Source organism: Altererythrobacter sp. CAU 1644 (assembly GCF_029623755.1).
Lineage (GTDB): Bacteria > Pseudomonadota > Alphaproteobacteria > Sphingomonadales > Sphingomonadaceae > Erythrobacter > Erythrobacter arenosus.
The window spans coordinates 1,471,716-1,498,548 of sequence record NZ_CP121106.1; the positions used below are offsets into that span (position 1 = coordinate 1,471,716).

30 protein-coding genes are annotated in these 26,833 nt (G+C 63.5%); 20 read left to right on the forward strand and 10 right to left on the reverse strand.

Features of this window, described 5'->3' with window-relative positions; all coding sequences use genetic code 11:
- Positions 1-103: 103 nt before the first annotated feature.
- Complete coding sequence (locus P7228_RS07280; RefSeq protein ID WP_278017546.1) at positions 104-466, reverse strand: response regulator; 363 nt, start codon at positions 464-466, stop codon at positions 104-106.
- A 44-nt stretch (positions 467-510) separates the two neighbouring features.
- Here P7228_RS07280 and P7228_RS07285 point away from each other — a divergent pair, with 44 nt between their 5' ends.
- From P7228_RS07285 to P7228_RS07305, 5 genes are read left to right on the forward strand one after another with little or no spacing between them, the layout of a single operon-like run.
- The gene (locus P7228_RS07285; RefSeq protein ID WP_278017547.1) at positions 511-807 is read left to right on the forward strand and encodes a DUF3572 domain-containing protein; all 297 of its coding nucleotides are present in this window, start codon (positions 511-513) and stop codon (positions 805-807) included.
- A complete protein-coding gene (locus P7228_RS07290; protein WP_278017548.1) occupies positions 804-1,430 on the forward strand; it encodes an HAD family hydrolase in 627 nt (208 codons plus the stop codon). The genes P7228_RS07285 and P7228_RS07290 overlap by 4 nt, the downstream gene beginning before the upstream one ends.
- Complete coding sequence (locus P7228_RS07295) at positions 1,427-1,888, forward strand: RidA family protein (protein ID WP_278017549.1); 462 nt, start codon at positions 1,427-1,429, stop codon at positions 1,886-1,888. Before P7228_RS07290 ends, P7228_RS07295 begins: the two co-directional genes overlap by 4 nt.
- Positions 1,885-2,613, forward strand: a complete 729-nt coding sequence (locus tag P7228_RS07300; protein WP_278017550.1) for a glycerophosphodiester phosphodiesterase family protein — start codon at positions 1,885-1,887, stop codon at positions 2,611-2,613. Before P7228_RS07295 ends, P7228_RS07300 begins: the two co-directional genes overlap by 4 nt.
- The gene (locus P7228_RS07305) at positions 2,610-3,746 is read left to right on the forward strand and encodes a GNAT family N-acetyltransferase (RefSeq protein WP_278017551.1); all 1,137 of its coding nucleotides are present in this window, start codon (positions 2,610-2,612) and stop codon (positions 3,744-3,746) included. Before P7228_RS07300 ends, P7228_RS07305 begins: the two co-directional genes overlap by 4 nt.
- 9 nt (positions 3,747-3,755) lie before the next feature.
- Here P7228_RS07305 and P7228_RS07310 read toward each other — a convergent pair whose 3' ends face one another.
- Positions 3,756-4,085, reverse strand: a complete 330-nt coding sequence (locus tag P7228_RS07310; protein ID WP_278017552.1) for a hypothetical protein — start codon at positions 4,083-4,085, stop codon at positions 3,756-3,758.
- Between the two features lie 369 nt (positions 4,086-4,454).
- On the opposite strand from P7228_RS07310, the gene dksA reads away from it, so the two are divergent.
- The 7 genes from dksA to kynU all read left to right on the forward strand — a co-directional run bounded on the left by dksA (position 4,455) and on the right by kynU (position 10,105).
- Positions 4,455-4,913, forward strand: a complete 459-nt coding sequence (dksA, locus tag P7228_RS07315; RefSeq protein WP_278017553.1) for an RNA polymerase-binding protein DksA — start codon at positions 4,455-4,457, stop codon at positions 4,911-4,913.
- Positions 4,914-5,095: 182 nt separating this feature from the next.
- Complete coding sequence (locus tag P7228_RS07320) at positions 5,096-5,467, forward strand: PilZ domain-containing protein (RefSeq protein WP_278017554.1); 372 nt, start codon at positions 5,096-5,098, stop codon at positions 5,465-5,467.
- Between the two features lie 61 nt (positions 5,468-5,528).
- Positions 5,529-6,998 carry an ABC transporter substrate-binding protein gene (locus P7228_RS07325; protein ID WP_278017555.1) on the forward strand — a complete coding sequence of 490 codons (1,470 nt, stop codon included), beginning with the start codon at positions 5,529-5,531 and terminating at the stop codon, positions 6,996-6,998.
- An 18-nt stretch (positions 6,999-7,016) separates the two neighbouring features.
- Positions 7,017-7,433, forward strand: coding sequence for a DUF4112 domain-containing protein (locus tag P7228_RS07330; RefSeq protein ID WP_278017556.1), 417 nt, complete (start codon positions 7,017-7,019; stop codon positions 7,431-7,433).
- A 35-nt stretch (positions 7,434-7,468) separates the two neighbouring features.
- Positions 7,469-8,260, forward strand: a complete 792-nt coding sequence (locus tag P7228_RS07335; protein ID WP_278017557.1) for a tryptophan 2,3-dioxygenase — start codon at positions 7,469-7,471, stop codon at positions 8,258-8,260.
- On the forward strand, positions 8,260-8,895 hold the full coding sequence (gene kynB, locus P7228_RS07340) for an arylformamidase (RefSeq protein ID WP_278017558.1): 636 nt from the start codon (positions 8,260-8,262) through the stop codon (positions 8,893-8,895). The genes P7228_RS07335 and kynB overlap by 1 nt, the downstream gene beginning before the upstream one ends.
- Positions 8,888-10,105, forward strand: a complete 1,218-nt coding sequence (kynU, locus tag P7228_RS07345) for a kynureninase (protein ID WP_278017559.1) — start codon at positions 8,888-8,890, stop codon at positions 10,103-10,105. Before kynB ends, kynU begins: the two co-directional genes overlap by 8 nt.
- A 45-nt stretch (positions 10,106-10,150) precedes the next feature.
- Here kynU and P7228_RS07350 read toward each other — a convergent pair whose 3' ends face one another.
- Positions 10,151-11,377 carry a DmpA family aminopeptidase gene (locus tag P7228_RS07350; protein ID WP_278017560.1) on the reverse strand — a complete coding sequence of 409 codons (1,227 nt, stop codon included), beginning with the start codon at positions 11,375-11,377 and terminating at the stop codon, positions 10,151-10,153.
- Between the two features lie 181 nt (positions 11,378-11,558).
- A complete protein-coding gene (locus P7228_RS07355) occupies positions 11,559-12,167 on the reverse strand; it encodes an HNH endonuclease (protein WP_278017561.1) in 609 nt (202 codons plus the stop codon).
- 101 nt (positions 12,168-12,268) lie between these two features.
- Here P7228_RS07355 and gluQRS point away from each other — a divergent pair, with 101 nt between their 5' ends.
- The 5 genes from gluQRS (at position 12,269) to P7228_RS07380 (ending at position 15,405) form a co-directional block, all read left to right on the forward strand.
- Positions 12,269-13,126 (forward strand): tRNA glutamyl-Q(34) synthetase GluQRS, encoded by an 858-nt coding sequence (gluQRS, locus tag P7228_RS07360; protein ID WP_278017562.1) that lies wholly within the window; start codon positions 12,269-12,271, stop codon positions 13,124-13,126.
- 12 nt (positions 13,127-13,138) lie between these two features.
- Positions 13,139-13,369 carry an HIG1 domain-containing protein gene (locus P7228_RS07365; protein WP_278017563.1) on the forward strand — a complete coding sequence of 77 codons (231 nt, stop codon included), beginning with the start codon at positions 13,139-13,141 and terminating at the stop codon, positions 13,367-13,369.
- A 26-nt stretch (positions 13,370-13,395) separates the two neighbouring features.
- Positions 13,396-13,971 carry a cob(I)yrinic acid a,c-diamide adenosyltransferase gene (locus P7228_RS07370; protein ID WP_278017564.1) on the forward strand — a complete coding sequence of 192 codons (576 nt, stop codon included), beginning with the start codon at positions 13,396-13,398 and terminating at the stop codon, positions 13,969-13,971.
- A 91-nt stretch (positions 13,972-14,062) separates the two neighbouring features.
- Positions 14,063-14,932, forward strand: coding sequence for a 3-hydroxyacyl-CoA dehydrogenase NAD-binding domain-containing protein (locus P7228_RS07375; protein ID WP_278017565.1), 870 nt, complete (start codon positions 14,063-14,065; stop codon positions 14,930-14,932).
- 131 nt (positions 14,933-15,063) lie between these two features.
- Positions 15,064-15,405: a hypothetical protein gene (locus P7228_RS07380; RefSeq protein ID WP_278017566.1), complete on the forward strand. Its 342-nt coding sequence runs from the start codon at positions 15,064-15,066 to the stop codon at positions 15,403-15,405.
- Here the strand turns inward: P7228_RS07380 and P7228_RS07385 are convergent.
- The 3 genes from P7228_RS07385 to mutS form a co-directional block, all read right to left on the reverse strand.
- Complete coding sequence (locus tag P7228_RS07385) at positions 15,402-15,818, reverse strand: YidH family protein (protein ID WP_278017567.1); 417 nt, start codon at positions 15,816-15,818, stop codon at positions 15,402-15,404. The genes P7228_RS07380 and P7228_RS07385 overlap by 4 nt on opposite strands.
- Positions 15,819-15,890: 72 nt before the next feature.
- On the reverse strand, positions 15,891-16,250 hold the full coding sequence (locus P7228_RS07390) for a hypothetical protein (RefSeq protein WP_278017568.1): 360 nt from the start codon (positions 16,248-16,250) through the stop codon (positions 15,891-15,893).
- A gap of 38 nt (positions 16,251-16,288) precedes the next feature.
- Entirely contained in the window at positions 16,289-18,934 is a 2,646-nt protein-coding gene (mutS, locus tag P7228_RS07395) for a DNA mismatch repair protein MutS (RefSeq protein WP_278017569.1), read from the reverse strand.
- A 117-nt stretch (positions 18,935-19,051) separates the two neighbouring features.
- Here mutS and P7228_RS07400 point away from each other — a divergent pair, with 117 nt between their 5' ends.
- From P7228_RS07400 to P7228_RS07410, 3 genes are all read left to right on the forward strand, one after another.
- A complete protein-coding gene (locus P7228_RS07400) occupies positions 19,052-21,316 on the forward strand; it encodes an NADP-dependent malic enzyme (RefSeq protein ID WP_278017570.1) in 2,265 nt (754 codons plus the stop codon).
- Positions 21,317-21,483: 167 nt separating this feature from the next.
- Entirely contained in the window at positions 21,484-22,929 is a 1,446-nt protein-coding gene (locus P7228_RS07405) for a DUF1800 domain-containing protein (protein ID WP_278017571.1), read from the forward strand.
- A gap of 4 nt (positions 22,930-22,933) precedes the next feature.
- A complete protein-coding gene (locus P7228_RS07410) occupies positions 22,934-24,046 on the forward strand; it encodes a DUF1501 domain-containing protein (protein WP_278017572.1) in 1,113 nt (370 codons plus the stop codon).
- A 7-nt stretch (positions 24,047-24,053) separates the two neighbouring features.
- Here P7228_RS07410 and trmB read toward each other — a convergent pair whose 3' ends face one another.
- The 3 genes from trmB to P7228_RS07425 all read right to left on the reverse strand — a co-directional run bounded on the left by trmB (position 24,054) and on the right by P7228_RS07425 (position 26,784).
- The gene (gene trmB, locus P7228_RS07415; RefSeq protein WP_278017573.1) at positions 24,054-24,755 is read right to left on the reverse strand and encodes a tRNA (guanine(46)-N(7))-methyltransferase TrmB; all 702 of its coding nucleotides are present in this window, start codon (positions 24,753-24,755) and stop codon (positions 24,054-24,056) included.
- 49 nt (positions 24,756-24,804) lie between these two features.
- Positions 24,805-25,638, reverse strand: coding sequence for a class I SAM-dependent methyltransferase (locus P7228_RS07420; RefSeq protein ID WP_278017574.1), 834 nt, complete (start codon positions 25,636-25,638; stop codon positions 24,805-24,807).
- 81 nt (positions 25,639-25,719) lie between these two features.
- Entirely contained in the window at positions 25,720-26,784 is a 1,065-nt protein-coding gene (locus tag P7228_RS07425) for an alpha/beta hydrolase family protein (protein ID WP_278017575.1), read from the reverse strand.
- Positions 26,785-26,833: the final 49 nt, after the last annotated feature.

Genomic DNA, 26,833 nt, shown 5'->3' on the forward strand with positions numbered 1-26,833 from the left:
GCGGAAAAGCGGTTGTTGGCCGCGCTTGTCAAGCTTTGAGCCTACCGGCAGGTTCCGCGGGCCGGACCGCCCTCGGGGCAATCCTTTGGTTTAATGGGGTTTTTCAGAGCAGGGCCTTCACCGCATTCATGAAGGGCACGATCGAGACCGGCTTGGCAAGATAGCTCGCCGCGCCCGCATCGCGAATGCGCTCTTCATCGCCCTTGCCGGCATAGGCGGTCACTGCCAGCACCGGGATCTCGCGCAGGGTCAAGTCCCGCTTGGCCTGCTCGATCAGGTCGACGCCCGAAACATTGGGCAGCTGGATGTCCATGATGATGAGATCGGGCGACACGCGCCGCGCAGTGTCGAGCGCCTGCTCGCCGTCGGCTTCCGGCTCGACTTCGAATCCATTGGCCTTCAAAACATCGCAGAACAATTTCCGGTTGAGGTCGTTGTCCTCGACAACCAGGATTCTCTTTGCCACTGGCACTAGCGCTCCCACATTCGGCACCTAACTAGATTAATGGAATGAACCCCACAATTCGCAATTCGACTGAATCCCCCAAGGATACCGGCGCCGAACCTTCCACCTTGGCGCTGGCAGCGCTCGGCTGGGTGCTGCAGGACGGCGATCGGGCCGATCGGTTTCTCTCGCTCACCGGCCTCGATCCGGACACCTTGCGGACAAGCCTCTCGGAACGTGGCGTACAGGCATCGGTGCTGGAATTCCTCGCCAATCACGAGCCGGACCTGATCCGCTGCGCCGAGGCGATGGCGGTCACGCCCGAGGAATTGGTCGCCGCGCACCGGGAACTGGCCCGATGAGTCGCCCGCTGATCATCAGCGATTGCGACGAAGTGCTGCTGCACATGGTCGCGCCCTTCAAGGACTGGCTCGAAGAAAGCCAGGGCGTGTCGTTCAATCTCGTCGGCAACAACTTCGGCACTGCCATGCGGTGGAAGGAAAGCGACGAGTTGGTCGCACATGACGACGTCTGGCGCCTGCTCAACGGTTTCTTCGATACGGAGATGCATCGCCAGATGCCAATCGACGGCGCAGTGCACGGCATCAACCGGCTGGCCGAGGATTGCGACGTGGTCATCCTTACCAACCTGCTCGACAAGCGCCGCGACAACCGGGCGCGGCAATTGGCCGACCATGGCGTGCATGTGCGCGTCTTCACCAATCAGGGCCCGAAGGGGCCGACGCTCAAGGCAATCGTCGAGGAATACGCCCCCTCGCACGCGATCTTCATCGACGATCTGGCCCAGCACCATCAATCAGCCGCCGAGACGGTGCCGCACCTGACCCGGCTGCACCTGTGCGGCGAACCCATGATCGCCGGGCGCATTCCCTGCGCCCATGAAGCGGGGCACGCCCATGCGCGGATCGACAACTGGGCCGAGGCGCTTCCCTGGCTGCTCGGCGAGCTTGAAAAGGACCAATGATGAGCATCGACGCGCGTTTGGAAGAACTGGGAATTACCCTGCCCGAGGCAGCCGCTCCGGTGGCGAGCTATGTGCCGGTCGTGGTCGCGGGCGGCTTCGCCTATGTCTCGGGCCAGGTCTCCTTTGTCGACGGCCAATTGCTCAAGGGCCGCCTGGGCGACGATGTTTCGCTCGATGACGGGGTCAAGGCAGCGCGTGGCTGCGGCTTGATGATCCTCGCCCAACTGAAAGCCGCCCTGGGCTCGCTCGACCGGGTGGAGCGGATCGTGAAACTTGGCGGCTTCGTCAATTCGACTCCCGAATTCGCCGACCAGCCCAAGGTGGTGAACGGCGCGTCCGACCTAATGCTCGAGGTGTTCGGCGAGGCGGGCAAGCATGCGCGCGCTGCAGTCGGCGCTCCGTCGCTGCCGCTCGGCGTCGCGGTCGAGGTCGATGCGGTGGTTGCCGTTCGCGCGTGACTGGCAGGACCGCTCCCGACTGGCTGACGCAATGGGAATATGCCCATCGCGGCCTGCACGGGAACGGCATACCCGAAAACTCGCTCGAGGGTGCGCGGCGGGCGATCGCGGCCGGGATGGGCATCGAATGCGATATCCAGCGCAGCGCCGACGGATCGCTGATGGTGTTCCACGATTGGGACCTGCTGCGGCTCACCGGTACCGAGGGGCTCACCGAAGGGCGCACTGCGCTCGAACTGCGTGAGTTGCGCTATCTCGACAGCGACGAAAGCCCGGCCACGCTGTCGGACCTGCTCGGTGAAGTAAACGGCCAGGCGCCGCTGCTGATCGAGATCAAGTCGAAGCGCGGCTATGATGTCGAACACACCTGCAAGCTGGTCGCAGAGGCGCTCGCCAACTATCGCGGCCCCCATGCGGTGATGAGCTTCGACCCGCGGGTCTCGCGCTGGTTTCGGCGCAGTTCAACAGGCACGCCCTATGGCTTGGTCATGCGTGAAGACGAGCACGGCTATACGCAGCAGGCGTGGCAGCGGCGGCTGGCCTTCGCGATCGCGCGGCCGCAGTTTCTCGCCTATCATATCGCGGCGCTGCCCAATCCATGGGTGGCTGGACTGCGCGCCAAGGGTCTGCCTGTCCTCACCTGGACGGTGAATTCGCCCGAGACCCGCGCGCGTGCACTCACTTGCACCGACGCGCTCATCAGCGAGGGCGCCGGGCTGGCATGAGCAGCGAAGAGCTGACCGTCAAACTCTCGCCCTCGGTCGGCGCGTTCGATGCCGCCGAATGGAATGCCTTGGGCGGTTATCGCAATCCTTTCGTTAGCCATGAATTCCTCAGCGCACTCGAAGATTCGGGCAGCGTGGGTAGCGGTACCGGCTGGGATCCCGTGCCGATCGTGATCGAGGATGACGCGGGAAAGCTGCTCGCGGCCATGCCGAGCTACGCCAAGGGACATAGCCAGGGCGAATATGTATTCGACCACGCCTGGGCCGACGCGCTCGAGCGGGCCGGGGGGCGCTATTACCCCAAGCTGCAGATCGCGGCGCCTTTCACCCCTGCCAACGGTCCGCGGCTGCTGCTGAAGGACGAGAGCCTTGCCCCGCAACTGCTCAAGGCGGCGTCCATCGTTTGCCATCAGAACGGTCTGTCATCGGCGCATGCGACATTCATCGAGGACGCCCAACTGCACCTGTTCGAAGAGGCCGGCTGGCTGATGCGCAGCGATATCCAGTTCCACTGGCACAATCGCGGCTACGGCTGTTTCGACGATTTTCTCGGCGAGCTCGCATCGCGCAAGCGCCGGAGCCTGCGCAAGGAGCGCGCTGCGGCGCAGGAAGGTGTCGAGATCGTTCGGTTGACCGGCGACGATATCAAGCCACACCACTGGGACGCCTTCTGGATCTTCTACCAGGATACCGGGGCCAGGAAGTGGGGCTCACCCTATCTGACGCGCGAGGCCTTCAGCCTGTTCGGCGAACGGATGGCCGACCGGTTGGTCCTGATCCTGGCGCAGATCGAAGGTCAGCCGATCGCCGGTGCGCTCAATTTTATCGGGAGCGATGCGCTTTATGGGCGCTATTGGGGGTGCACGCTCGACAAGCGCTTCCTGCATTTCGAGCTTTGCTATTATCAGGCAATCGATCTGGCGATTGAGCTGGGACTGGACCGGGTCGAAGCCGGCGCCCAGGGCGGACACAAGCTCGCGCGGGGCTATGAACCGGTCAAAACCTGGTCGGCGCACTGGCTGGCCAACCCATCCTTCAGTGAAGCTGTTGCCGATTTTCTCGAGCGAGAACGCGAAGGCGTTGCACTCGACCAGAATTACCTCGGCATGAGAACGCCCTTCAAGAAGGGCTAAAGGCGAATTTCAGGCGGCCTTGCGGCGTTCGTCGGCCAGCCATTCGCGCGCGCGGCGCTGGGCTTCGGCAATTTCGCGTGCGCACATCTCGTCGGAGATGTCGGCGCGGCACCAGCTTGCTTCCTCGTGACCCTTCGAAGCGGCGAGGTTGAACCACTTGTGCGCTTCGATCAGGTCGCAATCGGCGCCATGGCTGCCGGTCGAGAAAGCGACGCCTAGGTCGAAATAGGCCGAGATGTCACCTTGCGCCGCAGCGGCAAGGCAGCGCGCGACCAGCAGGTCGCCCTGGTTTGTCTTCAGTTCCGTGGCTGCGCCACCATCGATACCCTTCAGTTCCATATTTGGTCCCCCTGTGGTCGGCAGCCCGAGCCCCCTTTGCGCTGACTGCCTGACCCGGAGATCGCCCCAACATGGTCAACAAATGGTTAATTGGTGATGCAATTATTCATCATGCTATCCGGGCAAATGATCGAGGAGCGCGCTGCGCAGGAGGCGCTCACCGATGAATTCATCGCTTTTGGGCGTTCCGTAATGATTAATTTTTCCACGCTAAAGGACTTCCCGGTCAAACCGTCTTGTATGGCAATCCGGCCCCGCCTATAGGCGCGCCAATCGACCAAAGCCTGGGGTCGGACCGCGCTACCGGAAAAATCCGGGGCGTCACTATTGGACGGTCTGACAGGTTAGCGATTGGGGTACGAGGACCAAATGGCCACTGCGGCGTCTAACGACATCGACATTCTCGCTAAAGCAAAGCGCATGCTCGCCGAGGACTACGTTCCGAGTGAGGACGAGCCCTATATGAACGAGCAGCAGCAGAACTATTTCCGCATGCTGCTGATCGAATGGAAGCGCTCGATCCACAGCGCGGCCGACCAGACCTTGCATGCCTTGCAGGATGGCCCGATCCGTGAGCCCGACCTCAATGACCGCGCATCGAGCGAGACCGACTGGGGGATCGAACTGCGGACGCGTGACCGGCAGCGCAAGCTGATTTCCAAGATCGACTCGGCGTTGCGCCGGATCGACGAAGGCGAGTACGGATATTGCGAAGTAACCGGCGATCCGATCGGCCTGAAGCGCCTGATCGCGCGTCCGGTCGCGACCATGACGGTCGAGGCGCAGGAAGCGCACGAGCGCAAGGAGAAGATCTCGCGCGACGATTGAGGCGCGAGTTCTTCCACCACCCAGATATTGTCTTGAGACCCGCTGCGCGCTGCGACCAGCGGTGCCGCGAAGGTTTAGGTTAAAGCTTCCTTAGGCTCTTCGGGTTAGCTTCCCAAACATACGTCCGATGATGGGCGTATTGGTGCTTAACGCGAGGATTTTGGTAAGGATCTCGATCAGACATGGCTGGTGTAGAAACTCGGAATCTGGCCCGTGAAAGCCTGATCATGATGGCGGACATGCGGGTCGAGAACGTGGTTGCGAACTACCGTATCAAGGTACGCAACCTGTCGCCTGGCGGCATGATGGGCGCCGGAGAGGCGCGGGTCGTACTCGGTTCGCGAGTTACCATAACCCTGCGCGGACTCGAGCCGGTCAACGGAACCGTTGCCTGGGTGCAGGGCGATCGGTTCGGCGTGGCATTCGATGTCGAGGTCGATTGCGAACACGCCAAGCACGTCTATTTCAACAGCGCCGCCAGCCGTTCGCTTGAAAGCGCCATTGTCGAGCGCCCGGGCGGCTCGACCCGGCACGAGAAGTACCGCCCGATCTGACGGGCGATATCGCGATCAAACTTCGCTGACCTTTGCTGCGCATGCTGCTAACGCCGGTCGCATGGTGCGATTCTGGCTGGCCTTCCTGCTGCTTGTGACGACCGCCGCTTGCGGCCAGTCCGGCGGCGGCGGGCCGGTCAATGTGGCGGTGATCGGCGAGCCCGCCAGCCTGTTCCAGAAGGGCGTGCGGCTGTCCTACGGCGCGCAACACTTGCGGTCGGCCACGCATGAAGGGCTGATCGGCTTCGACGCCACCGGTCAAGTCGTTCCCGCGATTGCCGAACGCTGGCTCGTGACCGACGACGGGTTGAGCTACATCTTCAAGCTGCGCGACTCCACCTGGCCGGGCGGCGAGCGGATTTCCTCACGCGACGTCCAGCGCCTGCTGCGCGAGAATATCCGCCAGCTCGAAGGGACGTCGCTGGGGCACGATCTCGCCAAGATCTCAGACATCCGCGCGATGGCGGGGCGGGTTATTGAAATCCGCCTGTCGAGCCCGATGCCCGAATTCCTTCGCTTGCTGGCGCAACCCGAGATGGGGCTGATCCGCGGTGGGGAAGGGACTGGGCCCTTCGCCCTCACCCGCGAGGATAACAGCAGCATCGCTCGCCTTGCCCTCTTGCCACCGGAGCTGCGTGGGTTGCCAGCAGCCGACGACTGGCGCGGCCGCAGCCGCGATTTGACCTTTCGCGCGCTCCCTGCCGGTCAGGCGGTAACCGCATTTTCCAATGGGGAGGTCGATCTGGTCCTTAATGGGCGGCTGGCAGAACTGCCGCTGGTTGATACCGGCCCCCTGACCCGTGGCACCGTCAGGCTCGACCCTGCCCTCGGACTGTTCGGACTGCTCGTCCGGAGCAACGAGGGATTGCTGGCCGATCCGCGCATGCGTGAAGCCCTGTCGATGGCGATCGACCGCGATACGATGATGCAGCCCTTCAGCATCGGCGGCTGGCGCCCTTCCTACGAGATTGTCCCGCGCGAGCTGTGGGGCGACGTCGTCCCACAACGCGTGGTCTGGGAGGACTGGACGATGGAGCAGCGCCGCGCCGATGCGCGCAATCGGATCGGGAGCTGGGCGCGCTCTCAAGGCGGTAACGCTGTCGTCTCGGTCAGCCTTCCCTCAGGCCCCGGTAGCGACCAATTGTTCGAACGGATCGCGCGCGACTTCCAGGCGATCGGCGTGACAGCACGGCGCGCCGCCGCGGGCCAGCGAGGGGATCTGGAGCTGTTCGATAGCGTCGCCCGCTATGCCTCTCCGCGCTGGTTCCTCAACCAGTTCAATTGCGGTATTCGGTCGGGCCCGTGCTCGCCGCAAGCCGATGCGATGGTCGCCGAATCGCTCAATGAGGCTGACCTCAACGAGAAATCGGCGACTCTGGCCGAGGCGCAGCTGGAACTGCGCGCTTCGAATATCTTCATTCCCTTCGGGGCGCCGATCCGCTGGTCGCTCGTGCGCGGGACGATTGCCGGGTTCGAAGACAATGGCTGGGTGCTGCACCCCTTGTCCCCGCTCGCGGAACCCACCAATTAGGTGGGAAAGGAGAATCCGATGAACGGCCCTGAGCGTCCTCGCCCCATGGGCATGGCAATTCCAACCGGTAACGACCCTCATTCGGTTCGCCAGCGGATCGAGGCGATGGAGAACTTGTTAGAACGCAGCTTCCGCATTCCCGGCATCAATTACCCGGTCGGCCTGGACGCGGTGGTCGGGCTGATTCCGGTTCTCGGCGAGATCGTCACTACCGCGATGGGCGCCTATCTCGTCTGGGAGGCCCGCAATCTCGGGATGCCCAAGTGGAAACTGTGGCGGATGGCTGGCAACGTCGCATTTGATACTGCGCTGGGCGCAGTACCGATCGTGGGCGACGCGGCCGACTTCTTGTTCCGTTCGAACACGCGCAACCTCAAGATCGTCAAACGCCACCTCGACAAGCATCACCCCTCGACACAGATCATCGAGAGCTAGTTTCATTTGCTACTAGTCTGGGTTAGGGCTCGCCTATGAGTCAAGACGTCACCTACTCCAGCTATCTCGATCTCGACCGGGTCTTGTCCGCGCAGCACCCATCGTCCGACGCGCATGACGAGATGCTTTTCATCATCGTTCACCAGGCGAGCGAGCTGTGGCTCAAACTGTGCCTGCACGAGCTTACCGAAGCGCGCGATCATATCGCCGCGGACAATCTGCGCCCTGCCTTCAAGATGCTCGCCCGCGTGGCCCGCGCGCAAGGGCAGTTGATCCAGAGCTGGGACGTGCTGAGCACAATGACGCCGCATGACTACTCGACCATCCGTCCGCATCTCGGCTCGTCGAGCGGGTTCCAGTCGGCGCAGTACCGCTTGATGGAATTCATGCTCGGCGGGCGCAATCCGGACATGATCGCGATCCACGAAGCCGTGCCGGAAACCGCCGGAAAACTCCGCGCGGAAGCCGCCCGACCGAGTCTTTACGACGAGGCAGTGCGGCTGCTTGCACGGCGCGGATTTGCGATCGACCCATCGGTCCTCGAGCGTGACGTGGAGACGCCCTACGAACACTCCCCTAGCGTCGAGGCTGCCTGGGCCGAGGTCTATCGCCATCCCAACAAGCTGTGGGATCTGTACGAACTGGCCGAGAAGCTGGTCGACCTCGAGTACCATTTCCAGCGCTGGCGCTTCGGCCACCTCAAGACAGTCGAGCGGATCATCGGTTTCAAGACCGGGACCGGGGGAACGCCGGGCGTGCCCTATCTCGCGGGCGTGCTGAAACGCGCCTTCTTCCCCGAATTGCTGAGCGTCAGGACTGCGATCTGATGGCGGAGAGGCGGATCTGGGACATTTCCCAACGCCTCCGTCCGGGGATCCCCGTGTGGCCGGGCGATACTGAGTTCCAGCAGGCCGGCACCTGGCAGATGGGTGAGGGATCGCCGGTCAACGTTTCGGCCCTGACGCTCTCGACACATACCGGCGCGCATGCGGATGCCCCGCTGCACTATGCCGCAGGTGCGCCCGACATCGCCAGCGTGACGCTCGAACCCTATCTCGGCGAATGCGTGGTAATCGACGCCCGTCAATGCGGCGACCTGATCGAGCCGCAGCATGTCGTCGACCTTGGCGGTGCGCGCAGGGTGCTGTTCCGTAGCTACGAAGCCTTTCCAGATGATCGCTGGGAGGAGCTACACACCGCCATCGCGCCGGCAACGATCCGGGCGCTGGCCGATGCTGGCGTAATCCTTGTCGGCATGGACGGTCCATCGCTCGACCCGCAGGATTCGAAGACCATGGATGCGCACATGGCGGTGTTGGCGGCGGACATGCGCGTGCTCGAAGGCCTGGTGCTCGATGATATCGCGCCGGGGCGCTACGAACTCATCGCCCTGCCGCTGCCAATTGTTGGCGGAGATGCCTCGCCCGTGCGCGCTGTGTTGCGGGAACTGCCCGATGCTTGATCGGGCGCGGGAACTCGACGCGGCCGATCCGCTGAGCGGCTACCGCGACCGGTTCGATCTGCCCGATGGCGTGATTTACCTCGACGGCAATTCGCTCGGCGCGCTGCCCAGGGCGACCTCTGCGCGCATGCAGCAGGTCATCCGCGAGGAATGGGGCGAGGGGCTGATCCGGTCGTGGAACGATGCCGACTGGATCAGCGCGGCGCGCCGCGTCGGCGGCAAGATCGCCCCGCTGATCGGGGCGGGTCCGCGCGAAGTCGTCGCTTGTGACAGCACCAGCGTGAACCTGTTCAAGCTGATTGCAGCCGCGCTCGATATGCGCTCAGGCAGGAAGGTGATCCTCAGCGAGCCGGGTAACTTCCCGACCGACCTTTACATGATTGCCGGACTGGAACGGCAGGGACTGGCCGAGCGTCGGCTGGCCGAGCGCGACAAGCTGATCGGGGCGCTCGACGACGACGTGGCGCTGCTGCTGCTGACGCAGGTTCACTACAAGAGCGGCGCGATGCACGACATGGCAGGGCTGACCAGCGCTGCACACGGCGCGGGCGCGCTGGTCTTATGGGACCTGTCGCATTCGGGCGGCGCGATGCCGGTGGACCTCAATGCCTGCCACGCGGATTTCGCCGTCGGCTGCGGCTACAAATATCTCAACGGCGGTCCCGGCGCGCCAGCCTATGCCTTCGTTGCCGAGCGGCACCATGCCGCGCTGCATCAGCCGCTGACCGGCTGGTTCGGGCATGCTGCGCCGTTCGAGTTCAGCGATGACTATGCGCCCGCCCCGGGCATCGACCGCCTGCAATGCGGCACCTCGCCCATACTCGGCCTCGCGGCACTCGAAGTGGGTGTCGAACTGATCGCCGAGATCGGGGTCGACCGGCTTTTCGGCAAGTCGCGCGCCCTGTCAGAGTTCTTTCTTGAATGTCTCGTCGAGCAGGATCTCAAGCTGGAGCTTGTCAGTCCGCAGGATAGTGCCGAGCGGGGGAGCCAGCTCTCCTTCCGCCACCCTGAAGCCTACGCCATTTGCCAGGCGCTCATCGCGCGCGGCGTGATCGGCGATTTCCGCGATCCCGATATCTTGCGGCTGGGCTTTGCCCCTGCCTATCTGCGGTTCGAGGATATGGCCGAGGCGGCGCGGCATCTGGCCGAGGTCCTGCGCACCGGCGAGTGGGAGCGGCCCGAGTTCCGCGAACGGGCGGCAGTCACCTAGGGGCAGGCGATCCGCGCGGCGCGGAACCCTCGCCTGGACCTCAAGTCAGTTCTTCGGCGCGGGTCCCGTCTGTTCAACCAGCCGCCCGTACTTGCGCAGCGCAGCTTGCAGGCGGTCATGCGGTATTGCGTGCGCCGTGTTGCCGTTGATGCCTGTCATGGTCTTCGCCGCGACAAGGGCGTTGATCACTGCCTCTTCGGTCGCTTCGACGGTCGCCCGGAAAATCGGGCTCAGCGAGTCGTTCGACAGGCTCGCGACCTTTGCCGTTTCCTCCCTGCTCCACGCGCCCGGGTTGCCGGTCGAAAAAGCAATGAAGATGTCGCCCGAACCGTTTGAGGCGTAGGAGCCGTTGCGGGCGACGCCCATGGTCGCGCGCTGCGCCACGCGCTTGAGCTGGTGCGGCAACAGGGGCGCATCGGTGGCGATCACGATGATGATCGAGCCCGTTTCCTGGTTATGATCGCCATAGGTCGCGGTGAGGTCCGTGATCTCCCGGCCGACCGGCACGCCTGCGACGGTGAATGTGTCCCTAATCCCGTAGTTGGACTGGACCAGCACGCCCACGGTGAACTCGCCGCCGCCGGTGGTCACGACACGCGACGACGTACCGATCCCGCCCTTGAAGCCGTGGGTGATCATCCCTGTGCCGCCGCCGACATTGCCTTCGGCAACCGGACCGCCCTTCGCGCCGTCAAGCGCGGCGAAGACATGCTCCTTCTTCACATGGAAGCCGTTGATGTCGCTCAGATCGCCATCATAGGTCTCGCCTACGACCGGGAGCATCCAGAAGGTATCTGGTTCGCCCGCCAGCGGCGCGAAGAATTTGCGCTGGTGCGCCCATTCGATGGTCGAATCGCGCACGGTGCCGACGCTGTGCGTATTGGTGATCATCACCGGCCCTTCGAGCCAGCCCGATTCCTCGACCCAGGTGGTGCCGGTCAGTTCGCCATTGCCATTGAGCGCATGCCAGCCGGCATAGACCGGATCATAGGTCTTCCCGCGCGGCAGGATCGCGGTCACGCCCGTACGCACTGGTCCCTTGCCGGTCACCAGTTTGCCTTCACCCGCGATCAGCGTGGTGTGCCCGACTTCGATCCCCGGCACATCGGTGATCGCATTGAGCGGACCAGGTGTCCCGTCGAAGGGAACGCCGAGATCCCGTGCGCGCACAGTTTGAGCGGCGGGCGGTGAGGTTTCGGCCTCGCTCATCGATGGCAATACAGCCAGAGCCGCGACAAGCGAAACGGCCATTGCCCGAGCAAAAATTAGCATTCGTTTCCCCCATTTCCCATCGATGCATTCCCTCCGGCCCTAGCGATCCGGCAGCTTGCTGATCCGGCTGTCTAAATAACGCTACCGACTGGACTCTTGGTGGGAATAGGTGGCCCCGGATAACGTCACAGGCAACAGATTCATGCGCAGATCTTTCCGTTGATCTCGTGGGATCTGAGCCTCACTCCTCCAGCTCGATGTCCCAGTAAAGGTAATCGCGCCAGGTTTCGTGGAGGTGGTTGGGCGGGAAGAGTCGGCCGCGTTGCTGCAATTGCCAGCTGGTCGGGCGAATCGGCTTCTCATAGAGATGCATCTGGGCCTGCTGGGGCGTACGCCCACCCTTCTTGGCATTGCAGGGCGCGCAGGCCGTGACGATGTTCTCCCAGGTGGTCTTGCCGCCCAATCGGCGCGGCATCACGTGATCGAAGGTCAGGTGGCTGTGGCTCCCGCAGTACTGGCACTGAAAGCTGTCGCGCAGGAACAGGTTGAAGCGCGTGAAGGCGGGGAACTCGCTCTGCTTCACATATTGCCTGAGCGCGATTACGCTCGGGATCTTCATGTCGAGCGAGGGCGAATGGACCTCGCGGTCGTAGCTCGCCACGATATCGACCCGGTCGAGAAACACCGCCTTGATCGCCGTCTGCCACGGCCACAGGCTGAGGGGGTAATAGGACAGCGGCGTGTAGTCCGCATTGAGCACGAGCGAAGGGCATGCCGACAGGTTCCTTGTCGGATCTTCATCGGCGCTGCGAAAGCGCGCGGCCCGTTCGATCAGTTCGGCCTTGAACAAATCTTGGCTCCCTCCCTGACTGATGCCAGAGAATCATTTGCTGCCAAAAGCGTCAACCCCGTTACAAAGATGCTTTCCACAAGAGGGATTTGACTGAAAGCGTGAGCGAATCGCAATTCGAGTCAAGCGCGGCGGTTACCCGCTTTGCGCCTAGCCCCAATGGCATGCTGCATCTTGGCCACGCCTATTCGGCCGTCGTTGCGCATGACCTGGCGCGAGAGCGGGGCGGGCGCTTCCTGCTGCGGATCGAGGATATCGACGGCGCGCGCAGCCGCCCAGAACTGGCCGCCGAGTTCCACCGTGACCTCGAGTGGCTGGGGCTGGAATGGGACGAGGTGTCAGCCCAGTCATCGCGGTTGGCCAGCTATGAGGAAGCAGCGACCCGCCTGGTTCAAGAGGGGCTGGTCTACCCCTGTACCTGCACTCGCAAGCAGATCGAGGCTGCCAAGCCGCGATTGGGGCCGGACGGCCTGATCTATCCCGGGACCTGCAAGGGACGATTGCTGGATCCCGCCAGGCCTGCCGCATTGCGGCTCGATATCGAGAAGGCCCTGATGCAGGTCGGCGAGCTCTCCTGGTTCGACGAGCTGGCGGGCGAGCAGTCAGCCGACCCCCTCCAGTTCGGCGATGTGGTGCTGGTGCGCAAGGACGAGCCGGCGAGCTATCACCTGGCGGCCACGCTGGACGATGCGGCGGACGGGGTCACACTGGTGACGCGCGGGGCCGACCTATTCGCGGCCACCCACATTCACCGGCTGCTGCAGGCGCTGCTCGGCCTGCCCGTGCCGCGCTGGCATCACCATGCGCTGCTGCTCGATGAAACCGGCAAGAAGCTGGCCAAGCGCAGGGAAAGCCCCTCGCTTGCCGAAATGCGCGAAGCCGGCGAGGATGGGCTGGCACTGGCGGACCGATTGCGGGCGGGGAACCTTCCCGCTGGAATTTCGCTTGGGAGTCCCTAGATAGGACCAACCATGACAACGCTTCTCATCATCGTTCTCGCCATCCTGTGCCTGATGGTCGTCGTCTCGCTCGTGCGCGGCATCATCGCCTTTCTGCAGACCACCAAGGTCGATCTGGAGAACAACACCAGCGAGAACATCACCGAGATGCAGCTGATGCAGAACCGCGCGATGTTCGCCCGGATCAAGTATCAGGCGCTGGCGGTCGTAGTGGTGGCCATCATCCTGATGATCAGTCGCTAACCTGCCCGGATTGCGGGGGAGGGCGCATGGTCAAGCTCAACAAGATCTATACGCGCACCGGTGATGATGGTTCGACCGGCCTGGTCGACGGATCGCGCACCGCGAAGCATTCTGCGCGCATCGTCGCCATCGGCAAGGTCGATGAGGCCAACTCGTCGATCGGGCTGGCAGCCGCCGCGCTCGGAGAAAGCGAACACGCTGCCGCGCTTTTCCGCATCCAGAACGACATGTTCGACCTCGGCGCCGACCTTGCGACGCCGAGCGAGGACGGCGACTTCGCGCCATCGGAAATGGTGCTGCGGGTCGTCGCGAGCCAAGTGGCGTGGCTGGAGCAGGCGATCGACGCGCTCAACGAAGGGCTCGAGCCGCTGACCAGCTTCGTCCTGCCGGGCGGTAGTGAAGCCGCTGCCCGCACGCATGTTGCCCGCGCCGCATCCCGCGCGGCTGAACGTGCGGTGGTAGCCTTGGGCGATAGTGAACCGATAAACCCGCAGGCACTCGCCTATATCAACCGACTTTCCGATTACCTTTTCGTGCTCGCGCGAGTGCTCAATGACAACGGGTGTGCCGACGTAAAATGGGTCCCTGGCGCCAATCGATAGCGCGTCGGGCAAACCCGCCCAAACAGCACTAGCCACACCCTTGCCGAGCCGCTAACAGGCGCACTTTGCTGCAGGTGCGAAGGGATTTCAGATGCGAACAGTCGCGGTCATCGGTGCGGGCCAGATGGGAACGGGCATCGCCCAGACTATCGCCCAGCATGGCATGCAGGTGCTGCTGTCGGATGTCGATCTCGCCCGCGCCGAGGCGGGCAAGGAAAGCGTCGACAAGGCACTGACCAAGCTGGTCGGTCGCGGCAAGCTCGAAGCCGCCGATGCCGAAGCGACACTAACGCGGATCACGCCGGTCGCCGACTACTCACCCATGACCGATGCCGAACTCATCATCGAGGCGGCGACCGAACGCGAAGAGATCAAGAAGAGCATTTTCGAGGCTGCCGGCAAGATGTTGGGGCCGGACGCCATCATGGCTTCGAACACCAGCTCGATCCCGATCACCCGGATGGCGAACTATTCACCCGATCCGCAGCGCTTCATCGGGTTGCACTTCTTCAACCCAGTGCCGGTGATGGGATTGATCGAGGTGATCCCCGGCCTTGCCACCGCACAGAACACCACCGACCGGATCACCGCCTTTGCCGAAAACCTGGGCAAGCAAGTGGTGCTGAGCCAGGACGAACCCGGCTTCGTGGTCAATCGAATCCTCCTGCCGATGATCAACGAGGCGATCTTTGTGCTTGGTCAATCGACCGCCGGCATCGCCGATATCGACAAGGGCTGCCGCCTCGGGCTCAACCATCCGATGGGACCGCTCGAACTGGCCGATTTCGTGGGGCTCGACACCTGTCTCGACATCATCATGGTGCTGTACAAGACGACGCGCGACGCGAAATACCGGCCCGCGCCGTTGCTCGTGAAGTATGTCGAGGCCGGTTGGCTGGGTCGAAAGACGGGCCGCGGCTTCTACGATTATTCAGGCGAAGCTCCTGTTCCGACACGGTAATATCCAGATTGCCTACCAGAAGGTAGGGTAAGTGCAGGCGGCGTCCGGTTTCTCCCTATCTATCGGTAGGTTCGAGGGTTAACCGGAACGCTGGCCGTGCTGGCCCGTTGGTCTGGCAAAGGAGAATTTGCATGACCGAAGGTATGCCCAAGATCAAAGAAACCGAGTCCGAACTCGCGCCTGAAACGCACAATAGCGAACAGGACGATGCGATGAGCCAGGCACATAATATCGCCCAGCAGGCGCGCGAACACGCCAATGCCGTCGCCGGTGCGACGGAAAGCGTGAAGGGTCCGAATGGCAGCGATATTCTCGGCAATTCGACCCAGGACACCATCGATCACATGCGCGATATGGAGAGCTCCGGACGCATCGATATGGATGCCTTCGCGGGCGAGCCCAACCATGACGACAACGTCGACAAGTATGGCGAGAGCAACAAGCTCGACGACTTGCCGGGCGACGGCTCCTAGTCAGGCGCGAGCGTTCCGTCGCTCAACACCCAGAAGGCTACGATCAAGAGCACTGCACCAATCGAGATCGAATAAGCGATCAACTTGATGTTGGGTAGTTTGGGCGCGTCAACCGCGTGCGACGTCAGTCGATCGAAGGCGCGGCATGCTCTCCGCTCTGCACCGAGCGCGAACAGGATCGACAGCAACAGGAACCCGGTGGCGATCGCCTTGGCCAGCCAAGGCGGGTCGAATTCCCCGAACAGCGCACGAAACCCTATCCCGATGGCGATGGCTGCGAAGGAGGTACGCATCCAACCGGCGAAAGTCCGCTCGAGCGCCATGATCGTGCGGTCTTCCGCCCAATCCGTGCGATCCTCCGCCATCTTGGTGCTGGGGTCTGAGGGTTGGGTGGTGTCGTCGGTTTCGGCCATATCAAGCTAGGCTAGTGCCTTGACCCAAAAGGACAAGGCGCAAGACTTGGCTGCAATGCACCGGGAAGCTGCTTAGGTATCCGGGCCGTCGATGCCGGGGCGCATCATTGCCCCGTTGACCGAGCCGGCAAATGGGTCCCGCTCGAAGATCGCATTGGTCGGACTGGTATCGTCTGGCGTCGGATCGAAGCCTTCCGGATCCGTGCCTTCGTAGTCGGACTCCTCGCCGTAGCGCCCAAGGTCGGCGTCTTCGCTCTGCCCGAACAAGCGTTCGGAGCGATCGCGCTCGTCGACGATGTCTTGCGGCTCGTAAGCATACTCCGGACCAGCCGCGTCGAAGGCGGTCTCTCCGCTATTCGAATCCACGGTCATGATCACGCCAAAGACGATCGCCCCCGCAAAGAAGAGGGCCTTCTTGGAATCGGTGAGCATTTCGATCCGCATGGTGCGGAAAATTAGCGGCGGGGCGGTTAACTTTCGGTAGATTGCGCCATGCGCTTCAATTCATAAAGAAATTCAAGTGCTTCGCGCGGAGAAAGTGCGTCGAGATCGGTGTCTGACAGGCGAATCGTCACCGAATCCGCTGGATCGACCTCTTCCTCGTCGGCCAAGGTCGCAAATAGCGGCAATTCGCCCAATCCTGCCGCGAGGCCGCCCGTTTCGGCCCGACCTTTCTCAAGCTTGTCGAGCACCTGCTTCGCCCGCTTCACCACGGGGTTGGGAACGCCGGCAAGCCGTGCGACTGCAAGGCCATAGCTCCGGTCCGCTGGCCCCTCGGACAGTTCATGGAGCAGCACGAGATCACCCTTCCATTCCCGTGCCCTGACATGGTGCAACGACAGCGCCTCACAACTGTCCGCCAATCGCGCGAGTTCATGGTAATGCGTTGCGAAAAGGCAGCGGCACTGGATGGTGGAATGCACCGCTTCGACCACCGCCCAGGCCAGCGCCAGCCCGTCGTAGGTCGACGTGCCGCGCCCGACCTCGTCGAGAATGACGAAGCTCCGCTCGCTCGCTTGGCTGAGGATGGCAGCGGTCTCGACCATCTCGACCATGAAGGTCGAACGCCCGCGGGCCAGATTGTCCGATGCGCCCACGCGGCTGAACAGCCTGTCGACAAGCCCGATCGTGGCGCTGTCCGCCGGGACGAAACCGCCTGCCTGCGCCATCAGGACTATCAATGCGTTCTGGCGCAGGAAGGTCGACTTGCCGCCCATGTTGGGGCCGCCGATCAGCCATAGACGGTCGAAGGTCGATAGCGAGCAGTCGTTGGCGACGAAACGCTCGCCCTGCCGCGCCAACGCCGCCTCGACCACTGGATGTCGGCCTGCAGTAATGTCGAGCATCGGACGCTCGTCGATATCGGGGCGGCACCAGCCCCCTTCGGCCGCGCGCTCGGCCTGTCCGGCGCTGACGTCGATGCGGGCGAGGGTGGCAGCGGTGGTCGCAATGGGAGTTGCCCTGGCGCAAACCTCGGCAACCAGTTCCTCGAAATGCGCCTCCTCGGCAGCAAGTGCGCGTCCACCGGCTTCGGCGATCCGCGTTGCCTCCTCGTGCAGAGCGACCGAGTTGAAGCGCACGGCACCTGCCATGGTTTGGCGGTGGGTAAAGCCGCTGTCAGGCGCCATCAGCGCATCGGCATGTTTCGCAGGTACTTCGATGAAGTACCCCAGCACCCCGTTGTGCTTGATCTTCAGCGCAGTGATGCCGGTGTCGTCGCGATAGCGCGCTTCCATCGCGGCTATCGCGCGGCGGGCGTTGCCCGAGATTGCGCGCAGTTCATCGAGCGAGGCGTCGTAACCTTCCGCGATATAGCCCCCGCTCTGGCGCTCTGTGGGTGGCGAGGAGACCAGCGCTCGGTCCAGCAAGTCGGTCAATGCGCCATGTCCGGTGAGCCGCGGCAAGAGTTCGGCCAGCAGTGCGGGCGTGTCGGGCAATGCGCCAAGCATCTCTCCGATGCGACGCGCGTCCGAGAGTCCGTCGCGCACCTGGCCGAGATCGCGCGGGCTGCCGCGCCCGGCGACCAGGCGTCCGAGCGCGCGACCCAGGTCTGGCACGGCGCGCATTGCCTCGCGCAATTGTGCGCGATTGAGCGGATCGACGTGCAGCCAGTGCACCAGGGCCAGCCGCGCCTCGATCGACGCGCGGTCGAGCAAAGGGGATGACAGGTCTTCCGCCAGCAGCCGTGCGCCTGCCCCGGTCACGCAGCGGTCGATCGCCGCCATCAGGCTTCCTTCCCGCCCGCCGTTCTGCGCAGCGAGAATCTCGAGGCTCGCACGCGTTGCCTCGTCCATCAGCATGGCCTGCCCGCTCGCGCGCAGGGCGGGCGGGAGCAGCAGCGGCAAACTGCCACGACCAACGTGTTCTAGATAGGCGATGAGGCCGCCAGCTGCCGCCAGCATGGCCCGTGAGAAGGTGCCAAACCCGTCCAGCGTGGCGACGCCGTGCAATTTCTTCAACCGGGCCTCGCCGTCGTCGCTCGAGAATTCATGACGTGGGCGCTCGATCACATCGTCGATGCCGCATTCGAGTTCCTCGGCCGCGACCAGTTCACTCGCCCCGATCCGTGCCAGTACCGCACCAAGCTGTCCGGGCTCGCATTCCTCGAGCACCATTGCGCCGGTGGAGATATCGCAGCTGGCAATGCCAATGGCTCCGCGCACCTCCGCAATGGCTGCAAGCATGTTGGCGCGGCGCGGTTCAAGCAGCGCCTCTTCGGTCAAGGTGCCTGCCGTGACGAAGCGAACGATATCGCGCTTGACCAGTGCCTTGGACGAGGGTGTCCCTTCGCGCTTGGCGCGCGCCTTGGCCTCATCGGGCGTTTCGACCTGCTCGGCGATCGCGACGCGGCGCCCGGCCTTGATCAGCCGCGCCAGATAGCCCTCCGCCGCATGCACCGGCACACCGCACATCGGCACGGGCTCCCCGCCGTGTTCGCCGCGTGAGGTCAGCGCGATGTCCAGCACGCCTGCAGCATCGCGGGCATCGTCGAAGAACAGCTCGAAGAAATCGCCCATGCGATAGAACAGCAGGCAGCCTTCCGCCTCCTGCTTGAGGGCGAGATATTGCTCCATCATGGGAGTGGGCTTGGCCCCGGTGGCAGACGTTGCAGCCATAAACTTGGCCTAACCCCGCTCTAAGCGATTCGAAATGGTGCGGCCCGCGGCTTTCCCCTATCGCTTGCGAGAATCACGCTGTAGGGCGCCTGACGTTACGTAAAGGAAGGTTCGAAATTGGCCGAAGAAGAGAACAGAGTCACTTTCACCGAGCGCGAAGCGTTGTTCTATCACGAAACGATTCGCCCGGGTAAGATCGAGATCATCGCTTCTAAGCCGATGGCGAGCCAGCGCGATCTCTCCCTGGCCTATTCTCCCGGTGTTGCCGCGCCCGTCGAGGCCATCGCCGCCGATCCCAAGCTGGCGGCGCGCTATACTGCACGGGCAAACCTCGTCGCGGTAATTTCCAACGGCACTGCGATCCTCGGCCTCGGCAATCTCGGCGCGCTCGCTTCGAAGCCGGTGATGGAAGGCAAGGCAGTGCTGTTCAAGCGCTTCGCCGACGTCGATTCGATCGACATCGAGCTCGACACAGAGGACCCGGACAAGTTCATCGAAGCTGTCGCGCTGATGGAGCCGAGCTTCGGTGGCATCAACCTCGAAGATATCGCTGCGCCCGAGTGCTTCGTGATCGAGCAGGCCCTGCGCGAGCGCATGAACATCCCCGTGATGCATGACGACCAGCACGGCACGGCGATCATCGCTGCGGCCGGACTGATCAACGCGATCCACCTGACCGGGCGCGACATCAGGGATTGTCGCATGGTCGTGAATGGCGCCGGCGCCTCGGCGCTTGCCTGTACCGCGCTGATCAAGGCGATCGGGATACCTCACGCCAATGTGATCGTGTGCGACCGTTCGGGGCCGATTTATCCCGGGCGCGCGGACGTCGATCAGTGGAAGAGCGCGCATGCCGTGCCGACTGAAGCGCGTAGCCTCGAAGAGGCGCTCGTGGGCGCCGATATCTTCCTCGGTCTGTCGGCAGCCGGCGCACTAAAGCCCGATTGGGTGAAGAACATGGCGGATCAGCCGATCATCTTCGCCATGGCCAATCCCACGCCCGAAATCATGCCCGACGAGGCCAAGGCAGTGCGGCCCGACGCGATTATCGCGACCGGACGCAGCGACTTCCCCAACCAGGTCAACAACGTCCTCGGCTTCCCGTTCATCTTCCGCGGCGCGCTTGACGTGCAGGCGACCGCCATCAACGAGGAGATGAAGGTTGCCGCAGCGCAGGCGATTGCCGATCTGGCGCGCGAGCGCGTGCCCGAAGAGGTCGCTGCTGCCTATGGCATCAATCACAAGTTCGGGACCGATTATATCATTCCCGCTCCCTTCGACCCGCGGCTCATCGAGGTCGTATCCTCGGCCGTCGCCAAGGCTGCGATGGATTCGGGCGTGGCGCTGGCCCCGATCGAGGATCTCGACGAATATCGTCTTTCGCTCAAGGCGCGGCTCAACCCGACCACATCGGCGCTCACCCGCGTCTACGAGGAGTGCAAGGCCAACCCCAAGCGAATGGTCTTCGCCGAAGCGGAAGAAGATGTCGTGCTGCGCGCGGCGATCCAGTATCGCGATTTCGGCTACGGCACCCCGATACTCGTCGGCCGGACCAAGAACGTGGTCGACCGCCTGCACATGCTCGGGGTTTCCGATCCGGGCAGCTTCGTGATCGAGAATTCGGCGGTGTCGGAGCATGTCCCCGCCATGGTCGACTATCTCTACAAGCGGCTGCAGCGCAAAGGTTATACCGAGCGTGACGTCCGTCGCATGGTCAACCAGGAGCGCAACGTCTTCGCTGCCCTCCTGGTCGCGCTCGGCCATGGCGATGCGATGATCTCGGGGGCGACGCGCACCTTCGCGCAGACCGCGCGCGAGGTGAACCTGGTGCTCGATCCCAAGCCCGATGCGGTGCCCTTCGGTATCCACATGATGATCGGGAAGAACCACACGACCTTCCTCGCCGACACCACGATCAACGAGCGTCCGAGCGCCGAGATGCTCGCCCATATCGCTCGGGAGACAGCAGCAGTCGCGCGCCGCATGGGCCACGAACCGCGCGTCGCCTTCCTGTCCTATTCGACCTTCGGCAACCCGTCCGGACAGTGGCTTGGCAATATCCGCGATGCGGTGGCGATCCTCGATGCGGAAGATCCGGGCTTTGAGTATGAGGGCGAAATGGCGCCCGATGCCGCGCTCAATCCCAAGGTGATGGAACTCTATCCCTTCAGCCGCCTCTCGGGACCGGCGAATGTGCTCGTCATGCCGGGCCTGCAATCGGCCAACCTCTCGGCCAAGCTGCTGCGCGAGCTTGCCGGCAATGCCACGGTCGGCCCGATGCTGATCGGTATGGAAAAGCCGGTCCAGATCGCGCCGATGACGGCGATCGCGCCCGATGTGCTGACGTTGTCGGTGCTCGCGGCAGCGGGCGTGGTGGGGTAGAGCTGTCCCGACATTATCCGGCTCGGGCCAGCTGGAACAACACCTTCGCATTTCGCCTTTGAGGGGCGCTGACCGAAGCATCAGCGCGCCAAAAGACAATTCGATACAAATTGCGACGTCGCACTTGCCCAAACCCGATTAAGGTCTGCGGGGTAGGAGAAGATGCGATGCGCGGCACGACAACCACTGCATTCAATCGCTTCGGGCTGGGGGCTCGTCCGTCCGACCATGTCGGGGGCGGCGCGCGAGATTGGTTGCTCGACCAGTTGACGCGGTTCGAAGTCCAGCCCGCCGCACTGGCGGGCCTGCCCACCCGCGCCACGCTGGTGACTACCTTTCGAGACTATCGTGAGCGTGTCGTGGCCGCGCGCGATCGCCAACAGGACGCCGCTCAGATGAGCGAGAATCCGGATGATCCGCAGGCTTCTGAGAACAGGCCGCGCAATCTGGGCGAACTTAACGGCATTCGCATGGCCTATATCGAAGCGAGCAACGCGCGCCTTGCCTCTGCCCTGCAAAGCGATACTCCCTTTGTGGAGCGGCTGGTGCATTTCTGGGCAAACCACCTGGCGGTATCGGCAGACAAGCAGCCCGTTGTGCCATTGGTCGGCAATTACGAGTTCGAGGCGATCCGCCCCAATATCATGGGGAGTTACTTCGATCTTCTGAAAGCGGCGGTGCTCCATCCGGCGATGCTCCTGTATCTTGATCAGGCGCAATCGGTGGGGCCGTCGAGCGAACTGGCGGAGCGCCGCCGGAGCCGCGGCGGGGCGCGCAAGATCGGCCTCAACGAGAATCTTGCCCGCGAGATACTCGAACTGCACACGCTGGGTGTGCGGACCGGATATTCGCAGAGCGATGTGACCGAACTGGCTCGAGCGCTCACCGGCTGGACAGTCGCGGGATTGCGCCGCGGGCCACTGGAACGGCTGGCGCGCGACGCCGAGCCGGGCGAGGCACTGTTCGTTGCCGCCCTGCATGAACCGGGTGAGCGGACGATCATGGGCAAGCGCTATCGGGAGGGCGCTGCGGATCAGTCGCTGGTGATCCTCAAGGATCTTGCGCGCTCTCCCATTACCGCACGTCACGTTGCGACCAAGCTGGCACGGCACTTCGCTGCCGACGACCCGCCGCAAGCCATGGTGGCGCGGCTTGAGACTGCGTATCTCGACAGCGACGGTGATCTGCCGGCGCTTTACCGCGCGCTCATTGCCTCGCCAGAGGCGTGGGATGGCGTCAACGTCAAGTTCCGCAGCGCATGGGACTGGGTCGTTGCATCGCTGCGCGCTACGGGGATTGAGCGGCTGCCCGGGAAACGCGGAGCCACGGCCATCTTTCAGCAACTTGGTCAGCCGATCTGGCGACCCGGTAGCCCGGCCGGGTGGGGCGATACGGCCGCCGATTGGGCCGGACCCGGCGCCCTGATGAGCAGGGTGGAGGTCGCGCAGCAGCTTTCGGACAGGATCGGAAGTGCAATCGATCCTCGTGCTATCGCGACATGGATCATGCCCGACGGCTTTGGCGAAGCGACATTGCAGGCCATCGCGCGGGCCGAGTCGCCATCCACTGGCCTCGCCCTGCTGCTTGCCAGCCCCGAGTTCTTGCGGAGATGAGACTATGACCACCGCATTCAATCGCCGCCTCTTGCTCAAGCTCGCCGGTGCCGCGGGCACAGCACTTGCCTTGCCAGGCATGGCCTTTGCCGCGGCTCCGACCGCCAAGCGCCTGGTCTTCATCATCCAGCGCGGGGCCGCGGATGGCCTGGCGATCCTGCCACCCTTGGGCGATCCCGACCTGCCCCGTTTGCGCGGCGCGCTGATGGATGAAGAGGCAGTCAAGCTCGATGCAATGTTCGGACTGCATCCGGCGCTCGGCACCATGGCGGAGCTGTTCCAGTCAGGCGAGGCGCGCGCCTGCCATGCTGTCGCCACGGCCTATCGCGACCGTTCGCATTTCGATGGACAAAACGTGCTCGAGAACGGCGCCAGCGAGCCTTATGCGAGTGAAACAGGTTGGCTTGGCCGGCTGCTGCCGATGCTGCCCGGTGACCAGGCGCGTGGACTGGCTCTAGCGCCGGCGGTGCCGCTGGCGTTGCGCGGACCGATCCCGGCGGGAACCTATGCGCTCAACGGCTTGCCCGATGCCAGCGAGGATCTGCTGCTGCGCCTGACCGGCCTCTATGACGAAGACCCGCTGCTCGCGCCAATATGGAGCGAAGCGATGAAAACGAAGGGGCTGGCGGGCGATATCGGCGGGAATGGCGGTCGCAACGGTGGCAAGCTCGGCAAGCTGGCAGCGTCGCTGCTTGCACCCGATGATGGCGCGCGCGTCATGATGATCGAAACGAGTGGCTGGGACACGCACTCGAACCAGCGCGGCAGATTGGCGAACCATTTGCAAGGCCTCGACCAGATGCTGGCCGCGCTCAAGTTAGGTCTTGGCCCGGCCTGGCGTGACACTCTGGTGATCATTGCGACCGAATTCGGCCGAACCGCTGCGGTCAATGGAACGCAGGGGACCGATCACGGCACCGCTTCCGCCGCGTTTCTTCTGGGCGGTTCACTGGCGGGAGGGGCTGCAGTCACCGGCGATTGGCCGGGCCTGTCGCAGCCCGCCTTGTTCGAGGGCAGGGACCTGCGGCCCACGACGCGGTTCGGCGATTTTGCCTCGGCCGCGTTGGCGCAACACTTCAACCTTGATCCACGCGAGGTCGCATCGCTGTTCGCCTAGGCGCCGATTACAACCGCCGGTAGCGGAAGTACCATACCTCATGCCCGTAGACCGTGCGGGCCTTGTGCTCGTAGCGCGTCTCGGGCCAGCCGGACGGGCGCTGTTCCCAGCTTGAGCGATCCTTGACCTGCCATTCGAACGTGTCGGTGTGACGTTGCATCACCATCAGCGCATGTCGCAGGTAGATCGGGTGGTCGGTGCCGAAGCGGAACTCGCCGCCGGGTTTGAGCTTGGCAGCGAACATCTGCACCGGGCCATCGTTCATCATTCGGCGCTTGGCATGCTTGTTCTTGGGCCAAGGGTCCGGATGGAGCAGGTAGAGCATGGTAAGTGAGTCGTCGGGAACGCGGCTCAACACCTCGAGCGCGTCGCCCATATGGAGGCGCACGTTGGCGAGCTTCTGATCCTCGATATGGGTCAGCGCCTGAGCGACGCCATTGACGAAGGGCTCTGCCCCGATGAACCCGTGATCGGGTAGCAGATCGGCGCGAAAGGCGAGGTGCTCGCCCCCGCCGAACCCGATCTCGAAATGCAGCGGGCGTTCATCGCCGAACAGCGTCTGCGATGTGACCGGCCCTTCTTGCGGCACTGCGATCTGCGGCAGCAGATTATCGACCAGCCCTCGCTGGCGGGCACGCAGCGGCTTGCTCTGGCTGCGCCCATAGAGCCGGTTGAGCGTTGTCGGGTCGCCTTCCTTGAATGCTGACATGGGCGGCGCGCTATGCCAATTAGCACCCGTTTGTCCAGAAGGTCGCGCGTCAAGCCTCAGCGATCAGAACGTGCGCGGTCATTGGTGCGAGCAAAGCACCGTCGGTTTGACGAAAGGGCGCGGTCGCATCGCTGACACGGGCGATCAATCGCTCGATTATCGTATCGTTTGCGGGATCGGCGAAATCCAGGATCGGTTGCAGCGTACCGTCGGCCGCAGGACGTCCGAGAAACGAGATGTCGAACAGCACAAAGGTGCGAACGTCAGGTAGCGGAGAGAGGCGGCTCTCTTTTTCGAGAGACACAACCTTGAAACCGGCGTCACTGGCGAGGTCCTCGATCTCCCACCGATTGCCGAATGAAAACGGTCCGAATGGAAGGAGATCCGGGCCCAATTCTTCTGCAATGATCTGCTCGAACGCATCGAAAACGGGATTGCCGTCGGCCGCAAAGGTCCAGGTTGAGATGGCTGCTTTCGCGCCGCTTCCCAAAACGCGCCGTATCTCTTTCATCGCGGCGAGACGATCGGGGAAGAACTGCAGTCCTTGTTGGCAATAGGCGCACTCAAATTCGCCGTCGCGAAACGGGAGGTCGTCGGCGCTTGCCATTGAATACTCAATTTTGGACCCTCGACCTAGGCCGAGGCCTTCCGCCTTGGAAATCATTGGCGGAGCAACGTCGATCGCCTTGATTGCGTCAACGGCTCCATCTTCGGCCACCTTGCGGCTGACGAGTCCGGTCCCGCAAGCGATATCAAGTACGAGGCCTTGCGGAGGCAGACTCTCTAGCAGGGCATTTGCCCAAGGCTCGAACGCAGGCGAAAGATATTCGTGATAAAGATCGGGCGGGGTTCGCCCGGCGAAGAATTCGGGCAGCAATGGCATTCGTGCCTCCTGTGTGGAGGTGTGCAATCATCGCAGCTTGCAGGACCTGCGTCCAGCGAGGGCGCTGCATGGCATGCCGCACTAGTCTCGGTTGTGCGTTTCTAGCGTGCGGAGCCACTCGGCGACCGGCGTCACGAACAGCTCGGGCCGGGCGGTGCGGTTGGCGAAAGACAAGGCATCATAGGGATTGGCATAGGTCCCCAGATCGTGTCCGGCCTGGGGAATCTCCAGCCATGTCGCGCTTCCCGGTCGCAGCCGATTGATTGTGTCGACGATGACCCGATGGCCATGCCGGCTCTCGAACTGCTCGTACTCACCAAAGACGACCATGACCGGCGCCTCGACCTGCGCCCAGGCAGCAAGCCAGTCCTTGTCGGCTGCCTGCCAATGCCAGGCAAACGGGCGGCCGTAATGTGGCTCCTCGTCGGTACCGCGCAGCGACCTCCACACCCCGGCAAGTTGGGGATGGCGCTGCTCGACTTCTGTCGGCGTAAGCTTGCCGTGGAGGTAGTGAAGTTGGAATTCGATCCGGCGGCGCATCTCTCGGTCGAGCGACAGCGGATCGAAAACCGGCTGACGCTCGAGCTCGATGCGATCGAAATGCAGCATCCGTTCGAAGTAGGTCAGCGCCCCGGCGCCCTGCACGATCACCCCGGCAACTGGCTTGCCCAATGCGACGAGCGGCGCGGTGGTCGAGCCGAGGCTGCTGCCGAAGACGACCATGCGCTGGCGATCCACCCAGGGGTGCGAGGCGAGCTGGTCGAAGGCCTCGCGATAATGCCGGACCTCGGTATCGTAATCGAGCTTGTCGCAGCCTGGCCCATCGCTGTCACCCGTGCCGGCGCGATCGACCCGAACCAGCGCGTAGCCAGCGGCGAGCGCCACCCGCTCCTCCATGCTGGTCCGCGCGGGATTGGGCTTGATCGTCCCGCACGACACCCATTGCGTCAGGAACAGGGCAGGGCGCGGCGCCGAACTCCCAGTGGGCCGCGAAACATAGGCGGCGAGCGAAAGCCCTTCCGTCGTGGTGACGCGAATGCTGTCATGTTCAAGCGAGGTGGCAGCGCTCTCGGCCCTGGCTGCTGCTGGCGACCAGGCGAGGATCACTGCGGCGAGCGTGGCGACAAGCCGGGGCAATCTGTTCATGCCCACCAGGCAAACAGCCGGCACGCAGCCGTTCAAGCCACTTGGGACG